General features: G+C 57.1%; 21 protein-coding genes. 8 read left to right on the forward strand and 13 right to left on the reverse strand.

The window, feature by feature from the left end; translation table 11 throughout:
- Positions 1 to 20: 20 nt before the first annotated feature.
- Positions 21 to 701: a toll/interleukin-1 receptor domain-containing protein gene (locus A1355_RS22780; RefSeq protein ID WP_064031576.1), complete on the reverse strand. Its 681-nt coding sequence runs from the start codon at positions 699 to 701 to the stop codon at positions 21 to 23.
- A 263-nt stretch (positions 702 to 964) separates the two neighbouring features.
- On the reverse strand, positions 965 to 3331 hold the full coding sequence (locus A1355_RS22785) for a phosphoketolase (protein WP_064031577.1): 2367 nt from the start codon (positions 3329 to 3331) through the stop codon (positions 965 to 967).
- Between the two features lie 219 nt (positions 3332 to 3550).
- On the opposite strand from A1355_RS22785, the gene A1355_RS22790 reads away from it, so the two are divergent.
- A complete protein-coding gene (locus tag A1355_RS22790) occupies positions 3551 to 4357 on the forward strand; it encodes a UDP-2,3-diacylglucosamine diphosphatase (protein ID WP_064031578.1) in 807 nt (268 codons plus the stop codon).
- Positions 4358 to 4372: 15 nt separating this feature from the next.
- Here A1355_RS22790 and A1355_RS22795 read toward each other — a convergent pair whose 3' ends face one another.
- The 5 genes from A1355_RS22795 to gcvH all read right to left on the reverse strand — a co-directional run bounded on the left by A1355_RS22795 (position 4373) and on the right by gcvH (position 7379).
- Positions 4373 to 4798 (reverse strand): hypothetical protein, encoded by a 426-nt coding sequence (locus A1355_RS22795; RefSeq protein WP_064031579.1) that lies wholly within the window; start codon positions 4796 to 4798, stop codon positions 4373 to 4375.
- On the reverse strand, positions 4795 to 5598 hold the full coding sequence (gene mazG, locus A1355_RS22800) for a nucleoside triphosphate pyrophosphohydrolase (protein ID WP_082885722.1): 804 nt from the start codon (positions 5596 to 5598) through the stop codon (positions 4795 to 4797). The genes A1355_RS22795 and mazG overlap by 4 nt, the downstream gene beginning before the upstream one ends.
- On the reverse strand, positions 5595 to 6527 hold the full coding sequence (locus tag A1355_RS22805) for a carbohydrate kinase family protein (protein WP_064031580.1): 933 nt from the start codon (positions 6525 to 6527) through the stop codon (positions 5595 to 5597). The genes mazG and A1355_RS22805 overlap by 4 nt, the downstream gene beginning before the upstream one ends.
- A 100-nt stretch (positions 6528 to 6627) precedes the next feature.
- Complete coding sequence (locus A1355_RS22810) at positions 6628 to 6987, reverse strand: diacylglycerol kinase (protein ID WP_064031581.1); 360 nt, start codon at positions 6985 to 6987, stop codon at positions 6628 to 6630.
- Between the two features lie 8 nt (positions 6988 to 6995).
- Complete coding sequence (gene gcvH, locus A1355_RS22815) at positions 6996 to 7379, reverse strand: glycine cleavage system protein GcvH (protein ID WP_064031582.1); 384 nt, start codon at positions 7377 to 7379, stop codon at positions 6996 to 6998.
- Positions 7380 to 7538: 159 nt separating this feature from the next.
- On the opposite strand from gcvH, the gene A1355_RS22820 reads away from it, so the two are divergent.
- On the forward strand, positions 7539 to 8555 hold the full coding sequence (locus tag A1355_RS22820; RefSeq protein ID WP_064031583.1) for an efflux RND transporter periplasmic adaptor subunit: 1017 nt from the start codon (positions 7539 to 7541) through the stop codon (positions 8553 to 8555).
- A 12-nt stretch (positions 8556 to 8567) separates the two neighbouring features.
- Here the strand turns inward: A1355_RS22820 and A1355_RS22825 are convergent, their stop codons facing one another.
- Both A1355_RS22825 and A1355_RS22830 read right to left on the reverse strand, forming a co-directional pair.
- Positions 8568 to 9608, reverse strand: coding sequence for an MJ1255/VC2487 family glycosyltransferase (locus tag A1355_RS22825; RefSeq protein WP_064031584.1), 1041 nt, complete (start codon positions 9606 to 9608; stop codon positions 8568 to 8570).
- Positions 9605 to 10129: a phosphatase PAP2 family protein gene (locus A1355_RS22830; RefSeq protein ID WP_064031585.1), complete on the reverse strand. Its 525-nt coding sequence runs from the start codon at positions 10127 to 10129 to the stop codon at positions 9605 to 9607. The genes A1355_RS22825 and A1355_RS22830 overlap by 4 nt, the downstream gene beginning before the upstream one ends.
- Before the next feature lie 237 nt (positions 10130 to 10366).
- Between A1355_RS22830 and A1355_RS22835 the strand changes: the two genes are divergently transcribed.
- From A1355_RS22835 to A1355_RS22860, 6 genes are all read left to right on the forward strand, one after another.
- Complete coding sequence (locus A1355_RS22835) at positions 10367 to 13306, forward strand: EAL domain-containing protein (protein ID WP_064031586.1); 2940 nt, start codon at positions 10367 to 10369, stop codon at positions 13304 to 13306.
- 202 nt (positions 13307 to 13508) lie between these two features.
- Complete coding sequence (locus A1355_RS22840) at positions 13509 to 14966, forward strand: TrkH family potassium uptake protein (protein WP_064031632.1); 1458 nt, start codon at positions 13509 to 13511, stop codon at positions 14964 to 14966.
- 85 nt (positions 14967 to 15051) lie between these two features.
- Positions 15052 to 15978 carry a protein translocase subunit SecF gene (secF, locus tag A1355_RS22845; protein WP_064031587.1) on the forward strand — a complete coding sequence of 309 codons (927 nt, stop codon included), beginning with the start codon at positions 15052 to 15054 and terminating at the stop codon, positions 15976 to 15978.
- Positions 15979 to 16088: 110 nt separating this feature from the next.
- Positions 16089 to 19769 (forward strand): hypothetical protein, encoded by a 3681-nt coding sequence (locus tag A1355_RS22850; protein WP_064031588.1) that lies wholly within the window; start codon positions 16089 to 16091, stop codon positions 19767 to 19769.
- Between the two features lie 269 nt (positions 19770 to 20038).
- Positions 20039 to 21328, forward strand: coding sequence for a sodium:proton antiporter NhaD (gene nhaD, locus A1355_RS22855; protein WP_396643633.1), 1290 nt, complete (start codon positions 20039 to 20041; stop codon positions 21326 to 21328).
- A 334-nt stretch (positions 21329 to 21662) separates the two neighbouring features.
- Complete coding sequence (locus A1355_RS22860; protein ID WP_054760518.1) at positions 21663 to 21872, forward strand: cold-shock protein; 210 nt, start codon at positions 21663 to 21665, stop codon at positions 21870 to 21872.
- Positions 21873 to 21984: 112 nt separating this feature from the next.
- Here the strand turns inward: A1355_RS22860 and rimO are convergent, their stop codons facing one another.
- The 4 genes from rimO to A1355_RS22880 are packed head-to-tail and all read right to left on the reverse strand — an operon-like array spanning position 21985 to position 24250.
- On the reverse strand, positions 21985 to 23295 hold the full coding sequence (rimO, locus tag A1355_RS22865; RefSeq protein ID WP_064031589.1) for a 30S ribosomal protein S12 methylthiotransferase RimO: 1311 nt from the start codon (positions 23293 to 23295) through the stop codon (positions 21985 to 21987).
- Between the two features lie 18 nt (positions 23296 to 23313).
- Positions 23314 to 23646 (reverse strand): TusE/DsrC/DsvC family sulfur relay protein, encoded by a 333-nt coding sequence (locus A1355_RS22870; protein ID WP_064031590.1) that lies wholly within the window; start codon positions 23644 to 23646, stop codon positions 23314 to 23316.
- Positions 23637 to 23930, reverse strand: a complete 294-nt coding sequence (locus A1355_RS22875; protein WP_064031591.1) for a DsrH/TusB family sulfur metabolism protein — start codon at positions 23928 to 23930, stop codon at positions 23637 to 23639. Before A1355_RS22875 ends, A1355_RS22870 begins: the two co-directional genes overlap by 10 nt.
- Entirely contained in the window at positions 23930 to 24250 is a 321-nt protein-coding gene (locus A1355_RS22880) for a DMT family transporter (RefSeq protein ID WP_064031592.1), read from the reverse strand. Before A1355_RS22880 ends, A1355_RS22875 begins: the two co-directional genes overlap by 1 nt.

The following is a 24250-nucleotide window of genomic DNA, read 5'->3' on the forward strand; positions in this document are numbered from 1 at the left end:
CTTGCGTCGGCACATCCTATTTAGCGCATCTTATCGCGCTTATTCGCAAGATATTCCTCACATATGCCACCAAGATAGTTTCTCGTCTCTTGATTGAGCAGGTGACCATGCTTTTCTAGTATAGGCGGTAAATATTCGGTCGCGCATAACCCAGCATGGTGGATTTGGCCATTTTCTGCCGATCGTTCAAGAAGGTCTTTGTTTTGTTCAGGCGTCAGATCATCAAGATACGGAAGTATCATTTTAAAATTAGCTTCAGCACCTCGAAATGACTTAGAACGACCAATAATCCTAATAATTTCATTTATTGTTCCTGTACAGTCATGCTGTATAAGAGCCGGGAACAACACGGGTAATGCCAAATTTTCCAGTGAGATTTTCGTCGATTGAATATGTGAAAAGAACCCCTGTGGGATGCTTCCATCAAGAGACAGCGGAATAATTGTCATATCCGCTCGAAAAGCTGCGATTCCAGATTCTTGGACGCACCATGAAGACTCAAAATAGCTTTTGCTTAAAATGCAGATAAAAACACTCGCTTTCCTTATCTCTTCTAATATTTTCAGCCTCCATTCTTCGGAAACATCAATATCTTCGTGTGCTAGAAATGAGGCGATCCCGATAGACTCCAGAAGTTCCTTGATTCGGCCCGCAATCTGCTTATCGGCGGTTTGGTAACTTATAAACGTATAACAGTCCATCTGTATGATTTCCAATGACTAACAAGTAATTAAACAGTTTCCGTATACCACCACACCACGATTCACCCGCGCGACAACCCGTTGTTAAACATTGAGTGTCTCCTTCCGTAAATCATTTTACGACCTGCAATGGCAATTAAGGCGCCGACATTGAATCAAGCCAAGCGCTGGGCCACAACGCTTAGGCTTCCGCCGCGCCCGCGGCGATGCCCCAGCATTCCGGCTCGCGCCGGAATGCTGGGGCCGACGGGTTTAGCAAACGATCAAGGCCACAGCCAGTTGTCGGCTTCCGGTAGATCCACGCCGTTTTCGTAGGCGTAGTTGCGGCATTCGATTTGGCGGTCGCGGAGTTTTTCCTTGACGTGGGCGCCGGCGACTCGGAGCGCGGGTATCCTGTCGATCACATCGATGGCCAGGCTGAAACGGTCGATTTCGTTTTGAATCGCCAATTCCAGCGGGGTGTTGATGCTGCCTTTTTCCTTGTAGCCGCGTACGTGCAGATTTTTGTGGTTGGTGCGACGGTAGGTCAAACGGTGAATCAGCCACGGGTAGCCGTGGAAATTGAAGATAACCGGCTTATCGACGGTAAACAGGCTGTCGAAGTCCTTGTCGCTCAAGCCGTGCGGGTGCTCGGCGGCCGGGGTCAGCTTGTAGAGATCGACGACGTTGACGAAGCGAATTTTCAAGTCCGGAAAATGCTCGCGCAGTAGGACCACCGCCGCCAGCGCTTCCTTGGTCGGAATGTCGCCGGCGCTGGCGAGCACCGCATCCGGCTCGCTGCCGTTGTCGTTGCTGGCCCATTCCCAAATGCCGATGCCTTTGGTGCAATGCTTGATCGCGGCGTCCATGTCCAGGTATTGCAAGTGTTTTTGCTTGTCGCAGACGATGACGTTGATGTAATTGGTGCTTTGCAAGCAATGGTTGGCGACCGACAACAGGCAGTTGACGTCGGGCGGCAGGTAGATTCGGGTGATTTCCGGGCTTTTGTTGACGACCACGTCCAGGAAACCGGGGTCTTGGTGGGTGAAACCGTTATGGTCCTGGCGCCAGACCGTCGAGGTAATCAGCAGATTCAACGACGACACCGGCGCCCGCCAAGACACGGCCTTCATCATCGCCAGCCATTTGGCGTGCTGGTTGAACATCGAATCGATGACGTGAACGAAGGCTTCGTAAGTCGAGAAAAAACCGTGGCGGCCGGTCAGCAGATAGCCCTCCAGCCAGCCTTCCAGCGTGTGCTCGGACAGCATTTCCATGACCCGGCCGTCGGTCGCCAATTCGCCGCCGTCGGCGTCTTCCGGCAAATAGTCGGCCAGCCAGGTTTTTTTGCTGGCACCGTAGATCGCATCCAGTTTGTTGGACGAATTTTCATCCGGGCCGAATACCCGGAAGTTGCGCATGTTCTCCGCCATAATGTCGCGCAGGAACAGGCCGAGCGGCCGGGTGTTCTCGGCGACCGATTTGCCGGGGCCGGGCAAGGCCGCCGCGTAGTCGCGAAAATCCGGCATCCGCAATGCTCGGCGCAATACGCCGCCATTGGCGTGCGGCGTCGCGCTCATCCGTCGCGGCCCCTTCGGCGCCAGTGCTTTCAATTCCGGAATTAAACTGCCGTTGGCGTCGAACAATTCTTCCGGCCGGTAGCTCCTCAGCCACTCGTCCAATTGCGCCAAATGCGCCGGCTTTTCCCTGACTTCGGCCATCGGCACTTGGTGAGCGCGCCAGAAGCCTTCGACCTTGCGATTGTCGACAAACTTGGGGCCGGTCCAACCCTTGGGCGAGCGCAACACGATCATCGGCCAGCGCGGCCTTACTACCTCACTGCCCGCACGGGCGGCCTGTTGTATCTTGCGGATTTCCAGCAGGCAGGTTTCCAGGGTCTCGGCCATTTTCCGATGCATTGTCAGCGGATCGTCGCCCTCGACGAAATACGGGGTCCAGCCGTAGCCTTTGAACAGGTCTTCCAGCTCTTGATGCGAGATGCGCGACAGCAAGGTCGGGTTGTTGATCTTGTAGCCGTTCAGATGCAGGATGGGCAGCACGGCGCCGTCGCGGGCCGGATTCAGGAATTTGTTGGAATGCCAGGAGGTCGCCAACGCGGCGGTCTCGGCCTCGCCGTCGCCGACCACGGCCGCGACCAGCAGATCCGGATTGTCGTAAGCCGCGCCGAAGGCGTGGGAAATGCTGTAACCCAGCTCCCCGCCTTCGTGGATGGAACCCGGCGTTTCCGGCGTGCAATGGCTGCCGATACCGCCCGGAAACGAGAATTCCTTGAAAAACTGGCGCATGCCTTCTTCGTCTTCGCCCTTGTTCGGATAAATCTCGCTGTAGGTGCCTTCCAAGTAAACCGGCGCCAACACGCCCGGCGCGCCGTGGCCGGGGCCGGCGATGAACAGCACACTTTGGTCGTACTTGTTAATCAAGCGGTTCAGATGCACGTAGGCAAAACTCAAACCGGGACTGGAACCCCAATGGCCAAGCAGGCGGCGCTTGATGTGCTCGGGTTTTAACGGCTCGCGCAGCAAGGGATTGTCGCGCAGGTAAATCATCCCGGCGGCCAAGTAATTGCACGCGCGCCAGTAGGCGTCGATCTGGCGCAGTTCGGTGTCGGACAGGTTGATTTCGGTACTCATGACTACTCCGTAGGTTCGGCTGAAACGATGGCGATTCGAATAACGACAACCATGCCGATCGACGGAGCGATCAAGCTGGACGCCACGCCACAAGCATAGCCGACAACGCCGAAAGTGGCGGCCCAAGCAGCTTTAACCGAAATGTCACGCAAGCTTTACCGAGCTGTCACATAACAGATTTATGCTGAACTCATGTCAAACTGCTATGGTGAGCGTGCCATGAAATTGCACTATCGTTCGATCTGGATTTCCGATACCCATCTCGGCACCAAGGGGTGTAAGGCCGAGTACTTGCGGGACTTTCTGGACAACAGCGAGTCCGACTACCTGTATCTGGTCGGCGACATCATCGATTGCTGGAAATTTCGTAGCGGCTTTTACTGGCCGGCGCTGCATAACGACATCGTGCAACGCATCATCAAAAAAGCCAAGGCCGGCACCCGCGTGGTCTACATTCCCGGCAACCACGACGAAATGTTCCGCAAACACGCCGGCATGCATTTCAACGGCATCGACATTCAACTAAACGCGGTCCATAAGACCCAGGACGGCCGGCGCTTTCTGGTGTTGCACGGCGACGAGTTCGACAGCATCGTCTGCCACAATAAGAGCTTGGCCTACATCGGCGGCGAGGCTTACGAAGTGCTGCTGTACATCAACCGCTGGTTCAACGCGATCCGCGCCCGTTTGGGTTACAAATACTGGTCGCTGTCGGCGTATTTGAAGCATAAGGTCAAGAATATCGTCGCGTTCATGGACAACTACCAGCACATCCTGAGTCTGGAAGCCCAAAAACGCAAGGTGGACGGCATCATCTGCGGTCACATCCACCACGCCGACATCAGCGATATGGAGTTTGGCAAGACTTACGCCAACTGCGGCGACTGGGTAGAAAGTTGTACCGCCCTGGTCGAGAATGCCGCCGGCCAGTTGAGCATCGTGCATTGGCTGGAAGACAGCCAACGCCTGCTGGATGCCGCGCCGGAGCCGCAAACCGCCACCGGCGGTTACGCCCAGGCGGCCTGAAACCCGATTCGGCGGCTAGCGATGCCGTTTCTTGCCGGCGCTGGATTTGGCCGCGGTCTTTTTTCCGGCTTTTTTAGACTTGCCGGATTTTCGGGCATGGGCGGCCGCCGGTTCGGCGGCCGCGCTCTCCAGTTTGGCGTCGTCCTCGGCATCGGCCGGTAAATCGGGTACCGCAACCGCATTGGCCGAAGACGGGACAACGCCGCCATCGACAGTGGATTGGTCGCAATCCGGTAGATCGTGGTCTTCCGGCGTGCAAATGACCCGGTAAACAATTTTGCGGTCGTCGCGGCCGGAGCTCTCGGCCGGCACCGTTGGCGCGGCCGTGTCGTCCGAGATGGTGCCCAACACCTCGGCCTGGACCGGCCGGGACATCCAGATACCTAGCGATAATAGAGCGGCGGCGGATAGCGCGCCGATCGGGCCGGATCGAGGCTTCATTGGCTTTGCAAGCGGCGCTTGGCTTCGTTCCATAACGCGTCCAGTTCGGCCAGCTCGCAATCCAACAATTGCCGGCCGCTGGCCTTAACCTCGCGTTCGATGAAATTGAAGCGGCGAGTGAATTTACGAGTGGCTTCGCGCAACGCGATTTCCGGATTGACTTTCAGATGGCGGGCCAAATTGACGGCTACCAGCAGCAAATCGCCGACTTCCTCGTGGATGTGAGCTTGATCGCCGGATTGCCAGGCTTCATGGACTTCTTGCAATTCTTCGCGAACCTTGTCGAATACCGGTTCGACGGCCGGCCAATCGAAGCCGTGACTGGCGGCGCGGTTTTGAATTTTCTCGCATTGCACCAGAGCCGGCAGACTTTGGGCGACGCCGGCCAGCACGCTTTCATCGGCGTCGGCCGGCCGCTTTTGTTGACGTTCCTCGGCCTTGGCGGTTTCCCAGGCTTGCTGGCGTTGTTCGTCGCTGTCGAATTTGGCGTCGGCGAATACGTGAGGATGGCGGCGCACCAGCTTGTCGCCGATCGCGCCGGCGACTTGCTCGAAATCGAACAAGCCGCGTTCTTCGGCGATTCGGGAATGAAACACCACTTGCAGCAGCAAGTCGCCGAGTTCACCGCGCAGATCATCGAAGTCGTCGCGCTCGATCGCGTCGGCGACTTCGTAGGCTTCTTCTATCGTGTAGGGAATCAGGCTGCGGAAGTCCTGCTTGACGTCCCAGGCACAACCGGTGTCTGGATCGCGCAGCCGGGCCATCAAGGCCAGCAAGGCTTGGGTTTTGGCTAAACTCAAAACGTCGATCCGAAGGTTTGTTCGTAACGGGCCTTGAATTCCGCCAGTGTGAAGGTGTGGTTTTGAGTGCCGTTGTGCTCGATCTTGATCGCGCCCAGCAACGACGCGATCCGGCCGGTCACGTCCCAATCGTAGTCGTTCATCAGACCGTACAACAAGCCGGCCCTGAATGCGTCGCCGCAACCGGTCGGGTCCGCCAGTTGCTTGGGTTGGGCCGACGGGATGTCGATGCACTCGCCGCGCGTATAAATTTTCGACCCTTGGCCGCCCAAGGTCACGATCAACGCGTCGACCCGCTCGGCCAGTTGCTCCAGACTCAAGCCGGTGCGCTGTTGCATCAATTCCGACTCGTAATCGTTAAACGTGGCGTAATTGGCCAGATCCATCAATTTCAACAATTCGTCGCCGTCGAACATCGGCATGCCCTGGCCGGGATCGAAGATAAACGGAATTCCCAGTTCGGCGAATTGTTCGGCGTGCTCCAGCATGCCTTGCTTGCCGTCCGGCGAAACGATACCGACGCTGATCTCGGACGCCAACGGCACGCTGTTCAGATGGGAGAAATTCATCGCGCCGGGGTGGAAGGCGGTGATTTGATTGTCTTCCACGTCGGTGGTGATGTAAGCCTGACCGGTGTAATGGTCGTCCAGCACCTTGATGTAACGGCTGGAAATGCCGCATTGGCTCAGCCAATGGGCGTAGGGTTCGAAATCGTGGCCGACCGTGGCCATGATCAGCGGTTCCTCGTTCAACAGTTTCAGGTTATACGCGATGTTACCGGCGCAACCGCCGTATTCGCGGCGCAGCGCCGGTACCAGAAACGACACGTTCAGTATGTGCAATTTCTCGGGCAGGATGTGATTTTTGAATTTGTCGTGGAACACCATGATGGTGTCGTAGGCCATCGATCCACAGATAAGTGCGCTCATTGTTGTCCTTGAAATAACGTTTTTCGGCGGGCGCTAAGGTACCGGATGTTGGCGCCCGGTACAAGGCAAAGATAGCAGACCGGCCGAACCGGTCCGGCCGTTACAACAAGATCAGAGCCCAGGTCGCGGCGGCCCAAATCAGCGACAGCATCACCGCCGCCGAGCCGATGTCCTTGGCCCGGCCGGACAATTCGTGATGCTCGAAACCGACTCTATCGACGACGGCCTCAACCGCCGAATTCAACAGTTCCACCAACAGCACCAACACCACGCTGCCGATCAGCAAGGCTTTTTCGATTGGGGTATGCCCCAACCAGATCGCCAGCGGCGTAGTCACCAGGAACAAAACCACCTCTTGGCGAAACGCTTCCTCATGTTGCCAGGTGGCTTTGAAGCCGGCGATCGAGAAGAAGCAGGCATTCACCAAGCGCTTCAATCCTTTTGCGTTTTGATTGGCCATGCCGTTTCCTAAGCCTCGATTTGAGCAGTATACGCGGCGGCGTCCAGCAAGCCGTCCAATTCGCCGGGATCGGCAGCCTGCACGCAGAATAGCCAAGTGGCGTACGGCGCGTCGTTGACCTGCTCCGGCGCGTCGGCCACGCTGTCGTTGACCGCGACGACGCTACCGCCAACCGGGCTGTACAGATCGGACGCGGTTTTTACCGACTCGACCACGGCGCATTGCTCGCCTTGCTTGACGGTCCTGCCGACTTCCGGCAAGCCGATGAACACGATGTCGCCCAGTTCGGACTGGGCGAAATCGGTAATCCCGACCCGAACCAGGTTGGCATCCTCCAGCTTGGCCCACTCGTGGGTGGCCGCGTATTTCAAGTTTTCTGGCGTTTCACTCATGACGATATCCTGTAAAGCCTAACGGTAGCCCAACAGCATAACGGGCTAATTTTTTTACACAACAAAAAATTCAGGGCGCCATTGGCGCGCACCCTTATAATTTCGACGATCCGCCGGCGTCGAATCGGCCGGTTTCTCAGACATTCACTCGATCACATCATGCGCAATCTCCGTATTCCGGCCTGTCTGCTCGCTGCCTCGGTCGCGGCCAGCGCCGCCGCGGCTACCGACCCGGACGATGCCGAGCCCGGCCAGGTCCCGGCCGCCGGCGCCGCCACCGAGGCGCTGACGCTGACTCGGTCCGGCCAACGTTTGGCCGGCATCGTCACCCGTCGCCTGGAAAGCAGCCGGCGCCGTTCCGAATTTTCGGCCTACGGCAGCGTGCTGAACCCGGAGCCGCTGTTGGCAATCCGCCAGCAATATTTGGCCGCGCAAGTCCAACAGGACAGCGCTCGGGCCAAATTCGACGAATCGGCCCATAACTTGGCCCGGACCCGCGACCTGCACCGGCAAGACATTGTTTCCACCCGCCGCCTCCAGGAACAACAAGCGCTGTGGCAGGCCGACAAATCCGGCCTGGCAAGTAGCGGCTACCAACAACAAGCGATCACCGCCGCCAGCCGGCTGACCTGGGGGGCAACATTAACCGACTGGTTCACCCGCCCGAATCATCCGCAAGCCGAACAGCTACTGACCGGCCAAGCCCAGCTATTGCAAATCACCTTACCGGCCAACGCACCCGTCGATCTTGCCGTCGGCAAGGCCCGAATTCAGGCCGACGCCCAACCCCAGACCGAACTGACCGCCGAAGCCATCGCCCCGGCGCCGCAAGTCGATCCGGTCAGCCAGGGTCGCCGTTACTTCATGCTGTGCCGAGCCTGCCGCCTGCCCTACGGCGCGCCGCTAACGGCCTGGCTGCCCGGCGCCGAAACCGGCCAGACCGGCGTGCGGATTCCGGCCTCCGCACTGGTCTGGCATTTGGGGCAAGCCACGGTGTTCGTCAAATCGGCCGACGACCGTTTCAGCGCGCGGCCGTTGCTAGACTACGCGGCGGACGGTCTTGACTATTTCGTGACGGCCGGCCTGCAAGCCGGCGAGGAAGTCGTCACGACCGGCGCGCAGACGCTGCTGTCTCAGCAATTGAAAGGCACCGCCAGCGGCGAAGGCGATGATTGAAGACGGGATCAGTCAATAGCTGACCTGTAGCACGTCCACTTTTTCCCAGACCCGTTCGGTGAAATCGGCGTCCATTGCCGGCATGCCGTCCTTGAGCCAATCGACGATGACTTTGGCAACGTTCGGATAAGTCACATGCACCGCGTGCGGATGCCGCAACCACTCGTCGATCACCGCCGCGTCCAGGTTGTACATCGTGTGCCCGTAACCCAGTTGTTTCAACGCGGCGGCGTTGGAGATCTGTTCCATCTGGGCGTGCAAGGGCTTGACCAGTATCTTCTTACCCAATTGCAGGGATTCGCTGGCCAGCTCGAAGCCGGCGTTGCTGATGATGCCGGCACTGTCGTACAAATCGGTTTGAAAGCCTTGTCGAGACAGCGGTTTGCACTGAATATGCGAGTAGGGGCTGGCGATCGGCTCCGGCGCGTAGACATGAAACTGGTAATTTTCGAAAGGACTCAGCAGCGTCATCACTTCGCCGATGTCCTCGAACGGCAAATACACCAGAATCTTGTTCGCCTGCACGCTTTGCGGAAACGCCGGGGTTTCAATGATGGGCGGCAATATAGGCTGGCCGAAATGATGCCAATGCAGGCCGATACCAATGTCGGCGGGCGCGAAATACTTCATGACCCGCTCGGCGATGGGGTCGCCGCCGGCCCGCGGAATATCATGGCCGAACGCATATTGATGACCGATACCCAACACCGGCTTGCGCTGGCGTTTGGCGGCCCAAGCCGTCACCGGTTCGAAATCGCTGATGATCAAATCGTAGCCGCTCAAGTCCAGGCTGCCGATGTCCTTGACAAAGCGGATAGGCTTGGCTTGCAACGCGGTCTTAACGTAACTGACCTGGCCCTTGTGAGTATTGAAGGTCAAGCCATCCTTGAGCTGGTAGCCGTTGAACACCTCCATGTCGAAATACTTGTCGGCCGGCCGGCCGCTGAATTGAAACGTCACATCGAAACCGGCCGCGTTAAGCTCCCTGGCCATCACTCTGGCGCGGGTGATATGACCGTTGCCGGTCCCCTGCACCCCGTAAAATATTTTCATAATAAGGTTTGATTTAAGCTAAAAATCGCGATGGCAACGCCCAGCAGAGCCCCCATCAGCGTATCGGTCGGAAAATGCACGCCCAACACTACCCGCGAAAACCCCACCGACGCCGCCCACAGATACAACAACGGCATCAGCGTCGGCAGGAAATTGCCCAGCAGAGTCGCCACCATGAAAGCGGCCGAGGTATGGCCGGACGGGAAACTAAACTGGTCGGACGGCTTGATCGTGCTGCGAAAATCGCGCAGCGCCTGCTGCGGCCGGTTGCGTTTGAAGCCGTTCTTCAGCAACCAATAAATCGGACGCTCCAACAGAAATGCCAGCAACAGCGCTTGTAGCAGCCGGTCGTGACCGCCCTGGTCCCAGTACAACCAAATCGCCAGCATCACATACGGCACGCCGTCGCCGGTCCTGGAAATCGATCGACATACACCTACCAAATTGGCGTGCGCACCGACGCCATTCAGCCAGGTAAATAACGAAACGTCGTATTTGTGTATCGAATAAATCAGCTTCATGGCCCTTCCCCCTCAGCTTTGCCGCGCGTGTCGACCGCGACGGCCGCACGGCGTTGGAAAACCGTTTTTCCTTTTGTTATTTGGTCCTTAACGCGATGGGACTAGCTTAAATTGGCCGTGTGACAGTGGAATGAAGGTTTGTTTAAGGTTGTGTGACAACCCGATCCGGCGCGAAAGGGCTAAAATAGCGGAAGGCTCGGCCGGGCCTGACACCGCATAGGGCACCACGAGATTAGGATGAGTCGAAAAACCATTGCCGATTTGATGACCAGGGAGGTCGTGCAAGTCGCGCCCGCGACACCGCTGGCGGATTGCGCCGATATGATGGCGCGCCGCCGCATTAGCTCGTTGGTCATCGGCGAACAGCAAATGCCGCTCGGTATCGTCACCGAACGGGATATGGTCAAACTGCTCGGCAACGGCACCGATCTGGCGCTGCCGGTCGGCGATTTCATGGCGGCTCCGCTGATTACCGCACCAGCCGAAACCGATTTTCGTGACGCGGTTCATTTATTGATACAGCACGGAATACGCCATCTGGCGGTCGTCGACGACCAAGGCCGGCTCAACGGCATCGTCACCGAAACCGATTTTCGCCGGCATAGCGGGATCGAGGAATTCGTCGGGCTGCGCACGATCGCCAGCATCATGGACACCAACGTGCTGTCGCTACGCCGTACCGCGACCGTCGGCGACGCGGCCGTCCGCATGCATGCCTGCCGCGCCAGCTGCGCGATCGTCGTCGACGGCGTCAAGCCGGTCGGGATCATCACCGAGCGCGACATGGTCCGCCTTTATCGCCGCCAAGCCGCCGATATGCTGGTCGGCGACGCGATGAGCAGTCCGGTGCTCAGCGTGTCTCCCGAGCATCTGGTCATCGACGCGGTTCAACTGATGCAGACTCGCGGCGTCCGTCACCTGGTCGTTGTCGACGACCGGGGCGACATGCTGGCCACCGTCCGCGAACACGACGTGGTCAAGCACACCGAAGGCCAGTACATCGACCTGCTCAATCAGATCATTCACGAACAACTGGACGAATTGCGCCAGCACCAAGCCAAAATCGCCGAGCTGACCTATCAGGCGGCACTGTTGGCCAGCGAAAACCGGGTCCTGGAAAAACAACGCAAGCTCGATGCGATCATCGAAAACGCACTGGACGCTATCGTGCTGATGGATGAAAGCGGGGCCATCAGCGGCTGGAACCATCAGGCCGAAACGATGTTCGGTTGGCCGAGGGACCAGGCCTTGGGCCGGAAACTGTTGGAAACCATCGTGCCGCCGATTTATCGGCAGCAGCATCGAGAAGGCGTGAGGACCTTTCTGGCATCCGGCGCCAACCGCCTGAACATGCGCGTCGAAACCCTGGCGATCGATCGGCAGGGCCGGCATTTCGCGGTGGAATTGTCGGTTACCTTGGTCGAAACCGCGCAAGGCCGGGAATTTGCCGCATTCATTCGCGACATCTCCGAACGCAAGCGCAACGAGGACGAAATGCGAGTGGCCTCGCTGATCTATCAAAACAGCGGCGAAGCGATGATGGTCACCGACGCCAACGGTGCGATCCTGAACATCAATCCGGCCTTTACCGAATTGACCGGCTATCGGCTGGACGAAGTGGTCGGCAAAAAACCGCGCATGCTCAATTCCGGCCGCCACGACGCCGGCTTTTACCAGGAAATGTGGCATCGTTTGAACACTTGCGGCGCCTGGCAGGGCGAAATCTGGAATAAGCGCAAAAACGGCGAAATCTTTGCCGAGTGGCTGACGATCAATACGATTTTCGACGAAGCCGGCGCGCCGCACCGGCGTGTGGCTCTGTTCTCCGACATCACCGAAAAGAAGCGCGCCGAGGAATTGATCTGGACCCAGGCCAATTTCGATCCGCTCACCGGCCTACCCAACCGCCGGATGTTTCAAGAACACCTCAGTTTAGCCGTCAAAAAATCCGAGCGCAGCGGCATTCCGCTGGCCTTGATGTTTATCGACCTGGATCATTTTAAGGAAATCAACGATACGCTGGGCCACGACATCGGCGATAAATTGCTGCAGGAAGCGGCTCGGCGTCTGAGCGGCAGCGTGCGCGCCACCGACACGGTCGCGCGCTTGGGCGGCGACGAATTTACCGTGATTCTCGAAGACATCGAGTCGCCGAGCGCCACTTCGCGTATCGCCGAACATATCCTGGAAAAACTGGCGACCAGTTTTCATGTGGAAGGCGAGGTTTTTTACATTTCGGCCAGTATAGGTATCACGTTTTACCCGGACGACGCCGAGGCGCTCGACGACTTACGCAAAAATGCGGATCAGGCGATGTACGATGCCAAGCACCAGGGTCGCAATCGCTATAGCTACTTTACCTCGGACATGCGCGAAGTCGCGCTGAATCGGCTGAGCATCGTCAACGGCCTGCGCCAAGCCCTGGCCAACGCCGAACTCAGACTCTACTACCAACCCATCGTCGACCTGCGCGACGGTTCGGTTTACAAGGCCGAAGCGCTAATCCGCTGGCAACATCCGCAACGCGGCCTGATTGGGCCGGATATTTTCATCCCGCTGGCCGAAGAACAAGGCTTGATCCTGGATATCGGCGACTGGGTTTTCCGGCGCGCGATCCACCAAGTCGGCGAATGGCGAGAACGCTTTCGCCCCGATTTCCAGATCAGCGTCAACAAGTCGCCGGTACAGTTTCAGACTGATCAAACCTTTTACAAGAACTGGCTGCAAATTCTGCTCGACGCCGGTTTGCCGGGCGACAGCGTCACGATCGAAATCACCGAGAGCCTGACCTTGGGCGGCAAACCCATCGTCGCCGAAAAGCTGCAACTGTTTCGCGATGCCGGCATCCAGGTGGCGATCGACGACTTCGGCACCGGCTACTCGTCGCTCGCCTACCTGAAGCGCTACGACATCGATTTCCTGAAAATCGACCGCAGCTTCGTCCGCAACCTGGACAGCAACGAGAACGACCGGGTGTTATGCGCGGCGATGATCGCCATGGCCCACACGCTGGGCATGCAGGTCATCGCCGAAGGCGTCGAAACCGAACGGCAGCGCGACTTGCTGGCCGCGGCCGGCTGCGACTATGCGCAAGGCTATTGGTATACCGTTCCCTTGCCGGCGGACCAATTCGAGCAATGGTTGCTCGACTCCGGCCGAGCAAACTATACCAAATGAATCGCCTACGGTTTCTTCGCGCGATTTCAATCCCGGCGGACTCCGGTTGGCAATTTCCGGCGCGATGGAGCGCGCGGCGATTGAATTTTTAGCCGCGCGCCAGGTTTGCTACAATTTACGGTCGCGCCCGGCGTCGCGCAAGACCTTGCGCTACCGGCAACCCATGATCGATCCGTTCCCACTCCGGCAACCTCGGGGCACTATGCAACGTTTTTGTACATTAGGATTCGTACTCGGCCTGATATTGATGGTCTTCGGCCTGACTTACGCACTGCCCATCGCCACCTCGCTCTACTTCGACGACGGCATGGCCGATCATTTCGTCCGCGGCATGTCGCTGAATATCGGCCTTGGCAGCGTGCTGGCCGGTCTGACGATGCGCTTTCGCGGCGACATTAAAACCCGCGACGGCTACCTACTGGTCGCCTCGTTTTGGATATTGATGTCGGCGGCGGCAACGCTACCGCTACTGTGGGGCATCCCTGGCCTGTCGTTTACCGACGCTTTCTTCGAAACGGTTTCCGGCTTTACGACCACCGGCGCCACGATATTGATCGGTCTGGACGCGCTAGCGCCGTCGCTGAATCTGTGGCGGCACGAAATGGTTTGGATCGGCGGCCTCGGCATCATCGTATTGGCGGTGGCGATTCTGCCGCTTTTAGGTATCGGCGGCATGCAGCTCTACAAAGCCGAAATCGCCGGGCCGATCAAGGACAGCAAAATCACGCCCCGCATCACGGAAACCGCCCGCCTGCTGTGGCTAGTCTATGCCGGCATCACGCTGGCGTGCATCGCCTCGCTTAAAATGGCCGGAATGAGTTGGTTCGACGCGATATGCCATGCATTCTCGGCAATGGGCCTGGGCGGCTTCTCCACCCACGACGCCAGCGTCGGCTATTACGACTCGCCGGCCATCGAACTGGTTTTGATCGTGTTCATGCTGATTTCGGCAATGAACTTCGCGCTGCATTACCAGGCCGTACACCTCGGAAGCCTAATGCCCTACAAGCAGGATGCCGAAGTGTTGCCTATGTTGGCCTTGGTCGCGTTTAGCATCTGGCTGTGCAGTTGGTACATTTGGGATAACGGTGTGTATTCCACTTTTCTCGAAAGCTTGCGACACGTGGCGTTCAACTTGGTCTCGATCGCGACCGACTGCGGGTTCGCCAGTGTCGATTACGACAAATGGCCGCCGTTCGTCCCCTGGTGGATGCTGTATTTGAGTTGTATTACCTGCTGCACCGGCTCGACCGGCGGGGGCATCAAGATGTTTCGCACACTGCTGCTTTGGAAGCAGGCCAGCCGGGAGATGTTCAGCATTCTCCATCCGAGGGCCATCAACCCGATCCGGATCGGCGACATGCCGATACCCAATAAGATCATTTTCGCGGTTCTGGCCTTTATCTTTATGTACTTTATCTCGGTGGTGGTGCTGACCTTTTCGCTGATTTTTTCCGGGCTGGACGCGATCTCTGCGTTAAGCGCGATTCTGGCGTGCATCAACAATGCCGGCCCCGGACTAAACCAAGTCGGCCCGGCTACCAACTATCAGAGCCTCGGCGATTTTCAAACCTGGATTTGCTCGGCGGCAATGCTGCTCGGACGTTTGGAAATTATCACGCTGATCGTGCTTTTTACTCCCACTTTCTGGAGAAAATAGTACAATTCCCAGCCTTATCGCCCGTGGGCGCCGTCGCCGTCCGGCATTGGCCCCGCCACCACTTCAATTATCGGAAACCCTAGTCATGACCGCCGAACGCCATATCGACTTCCTCAGCAAGCGCAAGCTGGCTTATTTCTTCTCCGGCACCCTGTTCCTGATCTCGCTGATTTCGTTTTTCGTCAAGGGCCTGGACTTGGGCATCGACTTTACCGGCGGCAGCGTTTACGAGATGCATTACAACCAATCGGTCGACATCGACAAAATGCGCTCGACCCTGGAACAACAAGGCTTCGCCGACGCCAACCTACAAAATTTCGGCAGCTCGCAAGATATTTTGATCCGCCTAAAGCCGATCGAAAACATCAGCCAAAAGGAACTCAGCGAGAAAGTCCTGTCCGTCGCCAACAGCAGTCAAGCCCAAGCCGGCGAGCTGCGCCGCGTCGAGTTCGTCGGCCCGCAAGTCGGCGACGAATTGATCAACGACGGCGGTTTGGCGCTGTTCTTCGCCTTCGTCGGCGTCATGGTCTACGTCAGCATACGCTTCGAATGGAAGCTGTCGGTCGGCGCGATCGCCGCGCTGTTCCACGACACCATCATCACGATGGGCTTCTTCTCGGTGTTCGGCTGGGAATTCGACATGACCGTGCTATCGGCGATCCTGGCGCTGATCGGTTACTCGATCAACGACACCATCGTCGTCTACGACCGAATTCGCGAAACCGTCCGCACCAGCCGCCGCGAACCGATCGCCGACATCACCAACCGCGCCCTGAACGACACCTTGAGCCGGACCATTCTGACCTCGCTGACGGTATTCCTGACCCTGTTGGCCTTGGCATTCCTCGGCGGCAAAACCATACACGGCTTCGCGATCGCAATGTTGATCGGCGTCATCAAAGGTACTTATTCGTCGATTTATATCGCCAGCTCCTTGGCGTTAAGCCTGGGCTTGACCCGGGAAGACCTGATGCCGCCCGAAAAAGATGAAACCGTCGATCAACTGCCGTAAAACATTCCACTCAAGGAACGCCACGGCGCGCTCCATATCGCGGCCGTGACGACGGCCGCGATGCCAGACTACGATTTTCCACTTCAAGCGAACTATCACGGAAACACTTGATGACCAAACAGTTAAACACCCGCGACCTGACTCAACTCACTTTAGGCATCCCCGGTTTCGACTATCGAGACCTGTACGACAGTCGGCGACTGAACGACCTGATGACGGTGTTCGACCTGTCGGTCGAGCAACACGATCCTAACTTGTTCAAGGAAATCGCGGCTTACCGCGCCTGCGGCGGAGCGGGCATGAAGCCCGAGGACATCTCGGAACTTCTGGTCAAAATGGCGCCGCTAGTGGGCACCTTCGTCGCGAAACTGTTCAACGTCGGCGATGTACGCGAGCAACAAATCGACAAGATTCGCGGCGAGTTCGACAGCGTGTTCACTTACCGCACGCAAATCGTTGGCAATTTGGCCAAACTGTTCAAAGGCCAGACTATCGAGGGCTGGGACATCGCCGAACTCGGCGCGCAGTTGGATGCCCTGCTGGCGGCAACCGGCAGATCCGAACTGTATGCAACCGATCCGGAACTAGCTGTTAGCCAGCTCGGCGCGGACTTTTGGCGTTTAACCCAAAATGCCGATCTCAGCGATGCGGATATTGCCGCATTGAAGCAACAAGTCGCCGATTCACCGATATTGAGCAAGGCCGCCATCAGCGACGGCCCGGCCGCCTTCGCCGCCGCGCTGCTCGACATCGTCCGCCGCTGGAGCTTCGCCGCCAAACAAGTGCCGGAACTGCAAGCCGTCGTCGAAAAGTGGCTGAGCTTCAAGATCGCCGAAAAAACCGACCTGGATAACTTGGTGGCGCACGCCAGCGTCTCGCAAGACGGCTACGAAGTCTGGGCCTGCGACGAACACCATCACCGCCGCCGCGATGGTTTTGCATTGACCGACAAGCGCTTCAAACAACGCCAGGCACTGTACGAAATCGATCACTGCATTTACTGCCACGATCGCGACAATGATTCGTGCTCGAAAGGCATCAAGAACAAAAAAGACAACACCTTCAAGGCCAACCACCTGGGTTCGTTGATGACCGGTTGCCCGCTGGAGGAAAAAATTTCCGAAATGCACTTGGTCAAGCGTCAAGGCGACAACATCGGCGCGCTGGCGATGATCATCATCGACAACCCGATGTGCCCCGGCACCGGCCACCGGATTTGCAACGACTGCATGCGCGGCTGCATTTACCAAAAAACCGAGGCCGTCAACATTCCGCAAATCGAAACCAACGTCCTGACCGACGTGCTGTTCATGCCGTGGGGTTTCGAGATTTACAGCCTGTTGACCCGCTGGAACCCGCTCAACGTCAAGCGCCCGGTCGCCCTGCCCTACAACGGCAAAAACGTCTTGGTGGCCGGAATGGGGCCCGCCGGTTACACGCTATCGCATTATTTGCTCAACGAAGGCTTCGGCGTGGTCGGCATCGACGCGTTGAAAATCGAACCGCTGCCCTTGCATTTGACCGGCGACCGGGACAATCCGCCGTTACCGATCATCGATTTCCAAGCGCTTTACGAGGATCTGGATAAACGGGTCATGCTCGGCTTCGGCGGTGTCGCCGAATACGGCATCACCGTGCGTTGGGACAAGAATTTTTTGAAAGTGATTTACCTGACGCTGCTGCGCCGTAGTGCCTTCAAGTGCTATGGCGGCGTGCGTTTCGGCGGCACGATCACCATCGACGAGGCCTGGGGTCTGGGTTTCGACCACATCGCCATCGCCAGCGGCGCCGGCAAGCCGACCGTCATCGATCTGAAAAACAACATGACCCGCGGCATTCGCAAGGCTTCGGACTTCTTGATGGGCTTGCAATTGACCGGCGCGGCGAAAGAATCGTCACTGGCCAACCTGCAAGTCAGAATGCCGGCCGGCGTGATCGGCGGCGGTTTGACCGCTATCGATACCGCCACCGAATTGCTGGCTTACTATCCGTTGCAAGTCAGCAAAATCACCAAACGTTACGACAAATTGGTCGCCAAATACGGCGAGGCCGAAGTACGCGGCCGTTATGACAAGGAAGAACTTGAAATCCTGGAAGAATTCCTGGCCCACGGCCGGGTGATCGAAGCCGAACGCGCCCGCGCTGCGGCGGCCGGCGAAACGCCGAACTTCCTGCCCTTCCTGAAACAATGGGGCGGCGTGACGATGTTCTATCGCAAAGGCATCAAGGATTCGCCGGCCTACCGGCAAAACCACGAAGAAATCCACGAAGCGCTGTCGGAAGGGATTTATCTGGCCGAAGGCATGAGCCCGCTGGAAGCCATCAACGACGACTACGGCCACCTAAAAGCGGTGCGCTTCGAGAAACTGGAATTGCAGGAAGGCCGTTGGCGCACCGTCGGTGAACAGGAAGTCGCGTTGCGCGGCCTGTTTATCGCCGCCGGCACCGCGCCGAATACGATTTACCAGTCCGAACACCCACGCACTTTCGCGATGGAAGGCAAGTTCTACAAACGCCACGAACCCGACTGGCTGCCAGGCAAGGCCGAACTGGTACCGATGGCCGACGAGGCACAAGTCAAGGTCGGCAAGCCCTCACCGTTTACCTCGTACCATAGCGAAGGTCGCTATATTAGCTTCTACGGCGACAACCATCCGGTTTATGCCGGCAACGTCGTCAAAGCGATGGCCAGCGCCAAGGACGGTTATCCGTATATCGTCAAACTGTTCGAAAACGAAATCGCCAAGCTGGATGCCGGAAAACAAGCCGAGCGCGACGCGGCCTGGCGGGCCATGCAGGACAAGCTGGACGAGTTGTTCCTGGCCCATGTCGTCGAAGTCAACCGCCTGACCCCGACCATCATCGAAGTCGTGATCAAGGCCCCGGCGGCGGCGAAAAACTTCGAGCCGGGTCAATTCTACCGAGTACAGAACTACGAGTCCTTGGCGCCCGTCGTCGAAGGCACCGCGCTGGCAGCCGAAGGTTTGGCTCTGACCGGTGCCTGGGTTGACAAAGAAAAAGGCCTGGTATCCTTGATTGCATTGGAAATGGGCAGCTCCAGCCGTCTATGTGCGACCTGGAAAGCAGGTGATCCGTTGGTATTGATGGGCGTCACTGGCGCACCGACCGAAATCCCGACCGGCAAAACCGTATTGTTATTGGGCGGCGGCTTGGGCAACGCGGTATTGTTCTCGATCGGCAAGGCCATGCGCTCCGCCGGCAACAAAGTCTTGTATTTTGCCGGCTACCGCAACCGGTCCGATTTGTTCAAGGTAGCGGAAATCGAGGAAGCATCCGACGTCATCGTCTGGGCGGTGGACAAATTGCCCGGTAACGAGGCGATTCCGGTCACCCGTCCGCAGGACAAAACGTTCGTCGGTAACATCGTCGAGGCGATGATCGCCTATGCCGAGGGCCAACTGGGCGACACCGCGTTGAAACTGCAGGATGTCGAGCATTTGATCGTGATCGGTTCCGACCGGATGATGGCGGCGGTTAAGGCGGCTCGCTTCGGCGCATTGAAGCCTTACTTGAAAGAAGGCCACGAAGCCGTCGGCTCGATCAATTCGCCGATGCAATGCATGATGAAAGGCGTTTGCGCGCAATGTATGTGCAAACACGTCGATCCGGAAACCGGCGAAGAAAGCTTTATGTATTCCTGCTACAACCAGGATCAAGCGCTGGATTATGTCGACTTTCCCAACCTGAATGCGCGATTGCGGCAAAATACGGTGCAGGAGAAATTGTCGTCCTTGTGGCTAACCTATTTGTTGGAAAGCGAACGCGGCTAGAGCCAATCCAGCTCGGCCCACCGCCACCCGCCGAACCGGGTGGCGGAACCGCTCGCGAGGCGCCGCGAACCTTAGTATTCCGCGCCGGACACCTCGCCGACAGCCTTTGAAATTGGAGTTCACACGTGTTGCAGCGCACCCTGCTTGCCATTTCGTTAATTTTCCTACCGCTACTGGCCTGGGCTGACGCCGATGCCAACCAAGTCGCCCTCAACCTGACTCGGCATTGGGTCGGCTATCTGTCGATCGCAATATTCGCGCTTGCGTACATGCTGGCGATGACCGAGGAAATCACCGAGCTGAACAAGTCCAAACCGATGGTGCTGGCCGCAAGCCTGATCTGGGCCTTCATTGCCTCGATTTACGTGCAAGGCGGGATGGGCGAACAAGCCGGCCGCGCCTTCCGTGCGTGCCTGGAAAGTTACGCCGAACTGTTCTTGTTTATCATGGTGTCGATGGCCTATCTGAATGCGATGGAAAGCCGCGGCGTATTCGACAACCTACGTGTCTGGTTGCTCAGCAAGGGCTTCAGTTATCGCAAGTTGTTCTGGATAACCGGCGTGATGTCATTCTTTATGTCGTCGGTGTGTAACAACCTGACCACCGCGCTGCTAATGGGCGCGGTCATCGTCGCAATGGGCAAGCATAATAAACGCTTTATGACGATGGCCTGCATCAATGTTGTTGTTGCCACCAACGCCGGCGGTTCGTTCAGTCCGTTCGGCGATATCACCACATTACTGGTTTGGCAAAGCGGCGTTGTGCCCTTCGTGGATTTCTATTCGCTGTTCATTCCGGCCGTGGTCAATTTCGCGCTGCCAGCCGCCGTGATGCATTTTTGGATACCCAACGAACACCCGGCCGCCGTCGGAAAAGCTCCGAAAATGAAACGAGGAGCTTTGACGATGATGGTGTTGTTCTTGTTGACGATCATTACCGCGGTCAGTTTCGAAAACTTCCTGGATCTGCCGCCGGCCGCCGGCATGCTGGCCGGACTGACTTATCTGAAGTTTTTAGGCTACTACCTGCAAAAAACCGAAGACAAACAAAAAGTCAGCGATTTTGCCCACGTTTACAAATTATTCAACGTCGAACTGCCGTTGGCCAATCAAAATCAACGCTTCGACGTGTTCAAAAACGTCGCCAATTTGGAATGGGATACCCTCTTGTTTTTTTACGGCGTGATGGTCAGTGTCGGCGGACTAAGTTTCATCGGCTATTTAACGATGGCTTCCGACGTGCTGTATGTCGGCATGGATCCGACGATCGCCAATATCGTCGTCGGCATCTTGTCGGCCTTTATCGATAACGGCACGATCATGTTCGCGGTGCTGACGATGCATCCTGAGATTTCCCAAGGCCAATGGCTGTTGGTCACGTTGACGGCCGGCGTCGGCGGCAGTCTGCTGGCAATCGGCTCGGCGGCCGGCGTTGGCCTGATGGGACAGGTCAAGGGAGTCTACACCTTTAGCGCCCATTTAAAGTGGATGCCGGTCATCCTGCTCGGTTACGCCGGCAGTATCGCCACGCATTTTTTATTAAACAGCCACTATTTTTAACCTACCGTAAACCGAGCGGCCAATTCGGCAACACGCGGCCAACACCCAGTTTTCTAAAAATTTCAATTACTTAATAAGAAACCACTCCCTGTACATCAAACCGATTGACGAATATTCATTTCTTTGCTCAATCGTCATAATCCATTAACACGCAAAATCCTGCTATTTTTGTGGAACGCTTGGAATAGCCATGTATAATGAAGCCGATTTAGCTCGGTATCGTTGTCGCTTTTCAAGCTCGCAATAGGATCAACAAACTTTGTTTTCCGCTTACCCGCTTTATTCACCAACCCTAGTTCCAAACAGCGAAAGCACTTTTTAGCAAGAGAGATTTATGTCAGTTCAAGTAGAAGGCAAAGTTAAATGGTTTAACGACGAGAAAGGTTTCGGCTTCATTGAGCAAGAAGGCGGCAAAGACGTATTCGTCCATTTTAGCGCTATCAACGGTTCCGGCCGCAGAACCCTGAAAGAAGGCCAAAAAGTCACGATGGAAGTGACCAACGGCCAAAAAGGCCCACAAGCGGAAAACGTAACACCGCTGTAAATTGAACTGAAAAAGCCGCCTGACCAGCGGCTTTTTCATTTGCGGCCGATTTGCTTGTAACACGATCCATCCAACCGCACCGTCTGGCGCGGAGAGATGGCTCGTTCCGTCGTTAGAGTAAGGCACCCCACAAATCGTAGTCGTCGGCTTCCTCGATTTCGACCTCAACGAATTCGCCGACCCTCAGGTGGTTTGCACCATCGATAAACACTTGACCGTCGATTTCCGGGGCATCGCTTTTAGTGCGAGCCACGGCGCCTTCTTCGACGACCTCGTCGATCAACACCACCTCGCGACGGCCTATCCGTTGCTTTAAACGTTCGGCACTGATCGCGGCCTGATGCTCCATAAATCGTGCCAATCGCTCCTGTTTGACTTCTTCCGGCACCGCGTCCGGCAACGCGTTCGCCGCCGCACCCTTGACCGGCGAATAGGCGAAACAACCCACTCTGTCCATTTGCGCTTCGCTCAAGAATTGCAGTAGCTCTGCGAATTCCTGCTCTGTCTCGCCGGGAAAACCGACGATGAAAGTACTGCGTATCGTCAAATCCGGACAAATTTTCCGCCAAGCGCGGATGCGCTCCAAATTGTTTTCAGCGGCGGCCGGGCGTTTCATCAATTTCAAGATCCTGCTGCTGGCATGCTGAAACGGAATATCCAGATACGGCAAAATTTTACCGTCCGCCATCAACGGCACCACGTCGTCGACGTGCGGATAGGGGTAGACGTAATGCATTCGGACCCAAATATCCAGTTCGCCCAACGCCGCCGCCAAGTCTTGGAATCGGGTTTGGTAAGCTCGTCCCCGCCAATCGCGGCTTTGATATTTCAAGTCTAAACCATAAGCACTGGTGTCTTGCGACACGACCAGCAGCTCCTTAACACCGGCGGCAGCCAGCGTTTCCGCCTCCACCATCACCTCGTCCAACGGCCGGCTGACCAAGTCGCCGCGCATCGACGGAATAATGCAGAACGAACAACGGTGATTGCACCCTTCGGAAATTTTCAAGTAGGCGTAATGCTTGGGCGTCAATTTAATCCCTTGCGGCGGCACCAAGTCCATGAATGGATTGTGCGCCGGCGGCAGATACTCGTGCACAGCTTCGACCACTTCGTCGGTCGCGTGAGCGCCGGTGATTTTCAGCACTTGCGGATGCCGTGCCAAAATCTCGTCCTGCCGCGCGCCCAGACAACCGGTGACGATGACCTTACCGTTTTCAGCGAGCGCTTCGCCTATGCTGTCCAGCGACTCCTCGACCGCCGCGTCTATAAAGCCGCAGGTATTGACGATGACCAGATCGGAATCCTTGTAATTCGGCGATACTTGGTAGCCTTCGCTACGCAAGCGGGTCAAGATCTGCTCGCTATCGACCAGGGCTTTCGGGCAGCCCAGACTGATAAATCCAACGCGGGGGTTACTCATTCGACATTCTCGATAACACTATAAACAGGTGGGCGGCTTGGGCAGGCCGGCGATTTTGCAGGCGTATTTCAACGGGCCTTGCGGAAACAATTTTTGCAGATAGCGGCTATTGCCTTTTTCTTCACCCAGGGTTTTGCGTACCGCGGCGACGAACATCCGGGCATTCGGCAAATGCTGGAATTTTCGATAGTAATCGCGGATAAACAGCAAAATCTCCCAATGCGCCTCTTCGATCACCAAGCCTTCCAGACGCGCCAATTCGTCGGCGACGTTGCGATTCCACAGATCGGCACTCCGCAAAAACCCGTCATCGGTCGTAGCCAATTCGGCACCGTCGACTATCAACGCCATGTATGAGCCACCGGATGCTTGACCGTCAAATCGACCAACCCGGCGTAATCCGTCCAGGCCACGCCGGCCATCGCGGCATCCGGCGCAAGTCCGCAGGCCTCGGCGTATTCCCGTAACACGAAAACCCCACATTCCCGATCCAGCACGCTTTGCAACAGCGGGTTATCCCGATGTCCGGCGCGAGCCGACAACGCGGCGGCATCCAACAGCACGACGTCATCGCCCGAGCCGATACGCTCCAGCCATTCCGGCCTGACCGGCGAGGAAGCCACGATATGCAACATTATTCGGTATGGGTCAGTTTCAAGCCGACGATGCCGATCACGATCAACAGAATCGAAGCCAACCGTATCCAATCGGAAGATTCCTTGAACAGGAAAATGCCGACGATCGCCACGCCGACCGCGCCCATACCGGTCCAAACGGCGTACGCGGTGCCCAGCGGTAAGGTTCTGATTGCCAACATCAACAGGTAAAAACTGCCGGCGCCGGAAATCCCGGTCACCACGCTCGGCCACAGCTTGGTAAAGCCATCGTTAAATTTAAGACTGATCGCGAATACGATCTCAGAACAACCCGCCGCCAACAGCAACAGCCAACCCAT

This window comes from Methylomonas koyamae, assembly GCF_001644025.1.
Lineage (GTDB): Bacteria > Pseudomonadota > Gammaproteobacteria > Methylococcales > Methylomonadaceae > Methylomonas > Methylomonas koyamae_A.